Origin of the sequence: uncultured Campylobacter sp., from assembly GCF_938030815.1 — a bacterium.
Taxonomy (GTDB): Bacteria; Campylobacterota; Campylobacteria; order Campylobacterales; family Campylobacteraceae; genus Campylobacter_B.
Genome location: NZ_CALHII010000169.1, coordinates 1 through 8078 on the forward strand (window position 1 = coordinate 1; position 8078 = coordinate 8078).

The 8078-nt window shown below is 49.1% G+C and carries 5 protein-coding genes; 1 reads left to right on the forward strand and 4 read right to left on the reverse strand.

Annotated features, from left to right (window positions below):
• Nucleotides 1-118: 118 nt before the first annotated feature.
• From Q0277_RS06640 to nifJ, 4 genes are all read right to left on the reverse strand, one after another.
• Nucleotides 119-1354: a hypothetical protein gene (locus Q0277_RS06640; RefSeq protein ID WP_297996686.1), complete on the reverse strand. Its 1236-nt coding sequence runs from the start codon at nt 1352-1354 to the stop codon at nt 119-121.
• The gene (locus Q0277_RS06645) at nt 1347-1670 is read right to left on the reverse strand and encodes a DUF2325 domain-containing protein (protein ID WP_005870807.1); all 324 of its coding nucleotides are present in this window, start codon (nt 1668-1670) and stop codon (nt 1347-1349) included. Before Q0277_RS06645 ends, Q0277_RS06640 begins: the two co-directional genes overlap by 8 nt.
• A gap of 118 nt (nt 1671-1788) precedes the next feature.
• Complete coding sequence (locus Q0277_RS06650) at nt 1789-2481, reverse strand: aspartate/glutamate racemase family protein (protein WP_297996688.1); 693 nt, start codon at nt 2479-2481, stop codon at nt 1789-1791.
• 110 nt (nt 2482-2591) lie between these two features.
• Entirely contained in the window at nt 2592-6173 is a 3582-nt protein-coding gene (gene nifJ / locus Q0277_RS06655) for a pyruvate:ferredoxin (flavodoxin) oxidoreductase (RefSeq protein ID WP_297996690.1), read from the reverse strand.
• Between the two features lie 790 nt (nt 6174-6963).
• Between nifJ and Q0277_RS06660 the strand changes: the two genes are divergently transcribed.
• Nucleotides 6964-8078 (forward strand): sugar transporter (locus tag Q0277_RS06660; RefSeq protein ID WP_297996692.1); only part of this gene is annotated, 1115 nt, incomplete at its 3' end.

Sequence of the window (8078 nt, forward strand, 5' to 3'; positions counted from 1 at the left end):
AAAACGAGCTAAAAAACGTCGCAGATATCGTGCCTGATGACCTAGACAAATACACCGCGCTCATCATCGGTATTGCCCATCGAGCTTCCAAAAATAATTCCAACCATTTGGTATCCTTTTAATAAATTTTGTCGGTAAGCTTGTATGGTACTAATTTCATAATGAAATTTCCCTTAAAGCATTCGCTTTTTATCTCGACATGGCGGTTAAAATTTTCATTTTTTGGATATACAAGATACACGGCATCGAGGTTTGCTCTGCGGCAAAGCTCTAACGCTTTTTTTATATCATTATCATAAATGGCTGGATTTTGATGTAGAATTTTTTTAAAGCTCGTAACCACGCCTAGGCTAAAACCGCTCTTGCGAACTACGATGAGCTCGCCTGATTTGCCCACAAGCTGCAGCTGTGCGCCTGCATTGCGAAGCGCGATTTTGCAAAACACGAAATTGCGAAATGCATCGTCTCCATTTAGCAGTACGCCGCTACGCAAGCTCGCGATCGCGCGAGTTAGCTTATAGGCGGGCTTGGCAGCAAATACGGGCAGCGGCATATCGCGCAGATAAGCAAAGATTATCGCATTATCCGCCGCGCAAAATTTCACGGCAGGCTTGAAACGGTAAATTTTACAAGCTCCGCGCCTAAGCTCGGAAGCGATAAAATTTAAAAATGCGGTACGAAACTGCGAAGCGCCCTTTAAATTTGTGGGCGGAATTCTATAATCCGCATTAACGTTAAAATTATATAGAGCTAGCATCGCTCGCGCTCGCGAAGCCGCATTATAATCCCGCAGCGCCTCTGGCACAATCTCGCGCCCGTTCGCATCAAAGCCAAAAATTTCGCCACCAAATAATTTTTTATTAAAAGCTTCAACATTTAAAATTTCATCATCAATAAGCTCGTTATCGCGCCGCAGATCCGTTTTTTGGCGTTTTTCGCGCGCCGCGATATCTCGTTTTGGCGCGGCAATATCCCGTAACAAAGCTGATTTCTCGTCCGAACGCTTAGCGCAGAAAAAATTCTTTTGCGCTAAGCCAGTGTCGCAAAAAGCCCTTGCTGTCAAATTCCTATTTGCGCCGTCTTTTTGCGCACTCTTTGCAACGCACGGCTTAGAGGCATTATGATTAAGTGCGTCCGATTTACCAATTGAAAACTTTTTAAATTTGCCGCTAAATTTCTTACTTTCGACGGGCGCAAGACAAGTAGCGTTAAATTTACTAGAATTTAAAAAATCCTTGAAATTTAGCTCGCCTGTTTCATCGTCGTAAGCATTTGATCGCGACGCAGTGCACGATTTTTTAACCGCTTGCCTGGGCTTGCCGTCACTACTTAAATTCCTTGGAATTTTAATCATCTTCGCAAGGTCTGCAACCGAATTCTTGATTTAAATTGAAAACCTTACAGTATTCGCAAAATACGCAGCTGACGCTTCTTTTAGCGCATACGAGCGGGATTTTGCGCTTTTTTACTTCGCCTTTGATTTTTTTCATCGTGTTGTGGTTTAAAAAGCTCGTAAGCATCACGACACACTCGGTATCTTGCGGGATCGGCTTACGATTTACACGATTTTCGTTTCGTGCGTCCCAGTGCTCGATATTGCTCGCGCCAAGGTCTTTTAAAACCGCCTTAATGGGCGTAATCTCATCTGCTCCTATAACTAAAACGTTCATTTCATCCCCTTCTATGATTGATAGTCGTTATTATAACAGAGAAAGATTAATTTTAACTGATAATATATATAAAAATTTGAAATTATAAGCTGGAATTTTACCGGCTCATATTTGATATTTATTCGCTTAAAGCTAGACTTACTGCTGCATCGATGTGGATCTGCGTAGTATCAAATAGCCACGCGGCGGTATCTGCTTGCGATACGAGCAGCCCGATCTCCGTGCAGCCCAGTATCACTCCCTGCGCGCCGCGAGCCCTAAGTCCTTCAATAATCCGTAAAAATTTCTCTTTGGAGTGCGGTAAGATTTTACCGAAGCAAAGCTCATCAAAAATTACTTCGTTTACCGCTTCCATTTCGTCCGCATTTGGCACGAGCACCTCCACGCCGCCCTCTATTAAGCGCCGCTTGTAAAAATCCTGCGTCATCGTGTAGATCGTGCCGAGCAACCCTACTTTTTGCACGCCATGCTTTCGTAGCTCATTTAGCGTAGCGTCTGCAATATGTACGAATGGCACGGAGATGGCGGCATTTATCGCCTCGTAGCACTTATGCATCGTGTTGGTGCAAAGAAAAATATAATCCGCGCCGCCGCTTTGCAAAACTCGCGCGTGACGAGCTAAAATTTCGCCCGCCCTGCCCCACTCATTATCTCTTTGACACCGCTCGATCTCGTCGAAATTTAAGCTACTTAGCAGGATCTCGCCGCTACTTAGCCCGCCTAGACGCTCGTTAATTTTGCGATTGATCCCATCATAATAGGTAATCGTAGATTCGTAGCTCATGCCGCCGATTAGTCCGATTTTTTTCATAAATTTCTCTTTTAAAATTTATACGGAATTTTATGCAATCCCGCGAAATTTAATAAAATTCCGGATTGCAAAATTCGCAGAGCCGGAATTTCAACAAATAGCCGCAAAGCTTAAACATTCTCGCTCGCGACGCCCGCAGAGATAACCTCATCGCCGAAATCGGCATTGGCAAGCCGCTTGAGCTGGCGGTAACGCCTCATCGCGTCGGCTTTGTTGGCTTCATAAAGCTTGCCAGCGTGCTCCGGATCGATCTTTTTAAGCGCGTTGTAGCGCACTTCGTTTAGCAAAAATTCCTCATAAAGCGACCAATCCGGCTCTTTGGATGAAATTTTAAGCGGATTTTTGCCCTCCGCCGCAAGCCGCGGATCAAAGGTGTAGGTCGGCCAATAGCCGCATTTGCTCGCAAGCTCGGCTTGATCGCCCGAGCTACCCATGCCACCTTTGATACCGTGCGCGATACACGGCGAATACGCGATAATGAGACTAGGTCCCGGGTAGGCCTCCGCCGCCATGATCGCTTTTAGCGTCGCGGCTTGGTTTGCATTGGAATTTACCTGCGCGACGAAGATGTTGCCGTAGGTCATTGCGATCTGGCCTAGGTCTTTTTTCTGAACGCGCTTGCCGCCTGCGGTAAACTGCGCAATAGAGCCGCGGCGGCTAGCTTTAGAGCTCTGTCCGCCCGTGTTTGAGTAAACCTCCGTATCCAGCACCAGCACGTTTACGTCCTCACCGGTAGCCAGCACGTGATCGAGCCCACCGTAGCCGATGTCGTAGGCCCAGCCGTCGCCGCCGATAATCCACTGCGATTTTTTGTTTAGATACTGCTTCAGTTCTAAAATTTCACGAACCCCGGGCGCGTCTAAATTTTGTTCTAGTAGCGGCACGAGCTTGTCTCTGATCTGAGCGGATTTTATCGTATCGTTTCTGTTTTCGATCCAGTCGTGATAAAGCGCCTTTAACGCGTTTGGCACGCTTGAGAGCGAGCCGAGCATCAGATCTTCGATCTTATGGCGCAACGTCTCGCTTGCGATCTTCATTCCCAGCCCGAACTCGGCGTTGTCTTCAAAAAGCGAGTTCGCCCACGCAACGCCGCGGCCGTTCTCGTCCTTGCGGTACGGCATCGAAGGTGCGGATCCGCCGTAGATCGAGCTACAGCCAGTAGCGTTGGCTACGATCATATGATCGCCAAAAAGTCGCGTGATCAGCGTGATGTACGGCGTCTCGCCGCAGCCTGGGCATGCGCCGTGAAATTCAAAATACGGGCGCGCAAAGCCCACGCCCTTGACGCTTGATCTGTCCATCAAATCGTCTTTGTATCTTACGTGCTCGAATAAAAAGTCCGCGCTTTCTTGCTCGCCTTTTGCGAGTTCTTCTTCAAGCGGCACCATGACGAGCGATTTTTCCTTGCTCGGGCAGTTTTCGGCGCAAAGCGCGCAGCCCGTGCAATCTAGCGGGCTTACTTGGATCTTATATTTTAGCCCCTTTAGCTCCTTGCCCTTGGCTTCTAGCAGGTGCTCTTTTAAATTTAAAGGCGCGGCGGCCTCGTCCTTTTCGTCTAGCAAAAAGGCTCTGATTACGGCGTGCGGGCAGACGAAGGCGCACTGGTTGCATTGGATACAGTTTTGCTCGATCCATTTAGGCACCGTGACGCCCACGCCGCGCTTTTCAAATCGCGTCGTGCCCGCGTCAAACCCGCCGTCCTCGTGCCCCAAAAACGCCGACACCGGCAAGCTATCGCCGCGCGCCGCGTTTATCGGTTTTACGATCTTTTCTATAAATTCGTCGCCTTTGTATTTATCGTCCGTATCCGCTGCGTCATCCTTTAAATTTACCCACGCAGGATCGATCGCTACCTGCACCAAAGCGCCAGCACCCCTATCGATCGCGTCGCAGTTCATCGCCACGACCGCCTCGCCCTTTTTGGCGTAGGTTTTCTTGGCGTATTCCTTCATATAGCTTTGCGCCTGCTCAAACGGGATGATGCCGCTAAGCTTGAAAAACGCCGATTGCATGATCGTGTTCGTACGGCCTCCGAGCCCTATATCGCGTGCTAGTTTGGTGGCGTTTAGGATATAAAATTTTACCCGTCTGGCAGCTAGAATTTTTTTAACCTTATTCGGAAGCTTTGCCGCCGTCTGCTCGGCATCCCAGATGGAATTTAAAAGGAAGGTCCCTCCTTCGCGGATGCCGCCGATGACATCGTAGATGTCCAGATACGCAGCGACCGAGCAAGCGACGAAATGCGGATTTGAGACGAGATAGGTCGAGCGGATCGGTCTTTTGCCGAAGCGCAGGTGTGAGCGCGTGTAGCCGCCCGATTTTTTGCTATCGTAGGCGAAATACGCCTGCGCGTAAAGATCTGTTTTGTCGCCGATGATTTTGACGGAATTTTTATTCGCGCCCACGGTGCCGTCTGCGCCGAGGCCATAAAATAAGCACTCGGTCTCATCCTCGCTGCCGAGCGAAATTTTATCTCCCACGGGTAGAGATAGATGAGTTACGTCGTCGTCGATGCCGATCGTAAAGCCGTTTTTAGGCTCTTTTGCATTTAAATTTTCATACGCGGCGATTAGCTGCGCGGGATCAACGTCTTTGGAGCTTAGGCCGTAGCGACCGCCCACGATGAGCGGTGCGTCCTCGCGCCCGTAAAAAGCGGCTTTTATATCCAGATAGAGCGGCTCGCCGAGGCTGCCGGGCTCCTTCGTGCGGTCAAGCACGGCGATTTTACGCACGCTTTTAGGCATCGCGGCAAAAAGATATTTGAGGCTGAAAGGCCTGTAGAGGTGCACTTTTAGTACGCCCACTTTCTCGCCCTTCGCGTTTAGATAATCGACCACTTCTTCAAGGGCTTGATTGACCGAGCCCATCGCGACGATCACGCGCTGCGGCTCACTTGCGCCGTAATAGACGAAAGGCGCGTACGACCGCCCCGTGATCTTTGAAATTTCGCTCATATACTCCGCGACGATGTCCGGAAGCGCGTCGTAAAATTTATTGGTTAGCTCGCGTGTCTGAAAATACACGTCGTCGTTTTGGGCCGTGCCGCGAGTTTTAGGATGTTCGGAATTTAGCGCATCGGCTCTAAATTTACGCACTGCCTCGCGATCCAGCAAGCGATCAAACTCGGCATAGTCCATCACTTCGATCTTTTGAATTTCATGGCTCGTACGAAATCCGTCGAAAAAGTGCAAAAACGGCACTCGCCCCTTAATCGCCGCAAGATGCGCGATGCCGCCCAGATCCATCACCTCCTGCACGCTGTCGCTTGCAAGCATCGCAAAGCCGCTTTGGCGACAGGCATAGACGTCTTGATGATCGCCGAAGATGGAGAGCGCCTGCGCCGCAAGCGCGCGCGCCGCGACATGAATGACGCCCGGAAGCATCTGACCCGCGATCTTGTACATATTTGGAATTTTTAGCAAAAGCCCCTGCGATGCGGTGTACGTCGTCGTAAGCGCGCCCGCTTGTAAGGATCCGTGCACGGTGCCCGCCGCGCCGCCCTCGCTTTGCATCTCGACTACCTTAACGGGCATGCCGAAGAGGTTTTTCTTGCCCTGCGATGCCCAAATATCGGTGTAATCCGCCATAGGCGAGCTAGGCGTGATCGGATAGATGCCCGCGACCTCGGTGAAGGCGTATGAGACGTAAGCCGCCGCCTCATTTCCGTCCATCGTTTTCATAACTTTTGCCATTTTTAGTTCCTTTGGAATTATCAAATTTCGCTAATTTTACATATTTATTGCTTAAAAATTTAAATGCTTCGCAAACCGAATAAAATTCTAAAGCTTTATCACAGCAGGCGGGCTACAAGCGCGATCTGCTGGCAGTTTTAGACGAGCATTGCGGGCGATTTGAGACGGGCTCTTTCACCGCTTTGAAAATAATTTTTTGCATACTTTAAGCGCGGATCGTAAGCAACAGGTAGAAATTAATGTAAATTTAGCCGTCTGGCTTGAAATTCTAACCTAAATATCAAATGACGGGAATGCGCGAAAATTAAGAAATTTAAAAATGCACTTGCCACAAGATAAAAAGACCTCATATCGCAACAAGACTGGATAATAAAATTTAGCCACTACAAAGCCTCAACCGCCATACGCATCCAAGCTCAACGTAGCGAAATTTTATTTATGGCTTATAACATCGCTGCATATAAAATTTCAGCGCATTCCGCCAAATATAAGAAATTTTATTGCCACCTACCGAGCGCGATGCAAATTTCATTTTAAATTTTCATCGATCGATCGCTACGTGAATTTTACCCCATGCGACTTTGCGTTTTGAGCGTAAATTCTATTTCCACAAGCTGCGCGGAGGATAAATTTAGCTATAATCCTCCGCTTAGATTTAGCACGAAACGCGACACGTATATACGGCACGGAATTTTAAAATTTTAAAATTCCGAGCAGAACTCGAAAAGCTAAAAACCGCTAAATGCGCTAAATTTAAAGTCTAAATTTAAAAGCCAGAAAGAGAAAACCGATGAACGTCCATAAAATCGCTTACACGAGAGTTATCGCGCTGGCGTTTGCCGCCTTTATTTTTAACACGACGGAATTTATCCCCGTGGCGCTGTTAAGTGACATCGCGGCGGATTTTAGCATGGATGTTACGAGCACGGGGCTAATCATCACGATCTACGCGTGGGCGGTGAGCATCCTTTCGCTGCCGCTGATGCTGCTAACCTCAAAGCTCGAGCGCAAGAGGCTACTTTTGCGACTTTTCGTACTATTTACGCTAAGCCACGTCTTGGCGGCGGTAGCGTGGAATTTTACCGTTTTGGTAATCGCGCGACTGGGCATCGCGATTTCGCATGCGATCTTTTGGTCGATCACCTCATCGCTCGTCGTGCGCGTAGCGCCGATAAATAAAGGCTCTCAGGCCATAGGCATGCTGGCTTTGGGCACCTCGCTTGCGATGGTTTTGGGGCTTCCTTTGGGGCGCGTGGTCGGCGAGCTTTTCGGCTGGAGGATTACGTTTTTTGCAATCGGCGCGCTTGCGGCGGCGGAGGCGCTGTTTCTTTGGAAAATTTTACCGTTTTTACCGAGTCGCCGCACGGGCTCTCTTGCGAGCTTGCCGATGCTAGCAAAGCGCCCTATGCTGCTTGCTTTGTATCTGCTGACGTTTTTGATCGTAGGCGCGCATTTTACGACCTACAGCTATGTCGAGCCCTTCGTGGCGAAATTTAACCCCGCAGGCGATCACTTCGTAACCTACGTTCTGCTTGCATTCGGTGCTTCTGGCATTCTTGCTAGCGTGCTTTTTTCAAAGCTTTACCGCTCTTTTCCAAACGCCTTTTTAATCTGCTCGATCCTCTTTATCCTAGCCTCGGTGCTGACGTTAAAAGCTTTTGTCACAAATGACGCGGCGCTGCTGCTCGCGGCTTTCGTCTGGGGAGTGGGAATTTTTGGCTTTGGGCTTTGTTTGCAGATTAGGGTTTTGGCGCTGGCTCCCGACGCTACCGACGTCGCGATATCGATTTACTCGGCGATTTACAACGTAGGCATCGGCGGCGGAGCTCTTTTGGGGCATCAGATCGCAACGAGATTCGGGCTTTGGCACATAGGAGAAGCGGGCGCGATACTGGGCACGCTAGG

Excerpts from the sequence above, each read along its gene's own strand:
- Q0277_RS06640 (WP_297996686.1), bottom strand. The coding sequence starts at position 1,354 with ATGATTAAAATTCCAAGGAATTTAAGTAGTGACGGCAAGCCCAGGCAA.
- Q0277_RS06645 (WP_005870807.1), bottom strand. The coding sequence starts at position 1,670 with ATGAACGTTTTAGTTATAGGAGCAGATGAGATTACGCCCATTAAGGCG.
- Q0277_RS06650 (WP_297996688.1), bottom strand. The coding sequence starts at position 2,481 with ATGAAAAAAATCGGACTAATCGGCGGCATGAGCTACGAATCTACGATT.
- nifJ (WP_297996690.1), bottom strand. The coding sequence starts at position 6,173 with ATGGCAAAAGTTATGAAAACGATGGACGGAAATGAGGCGGCGGCTTAC.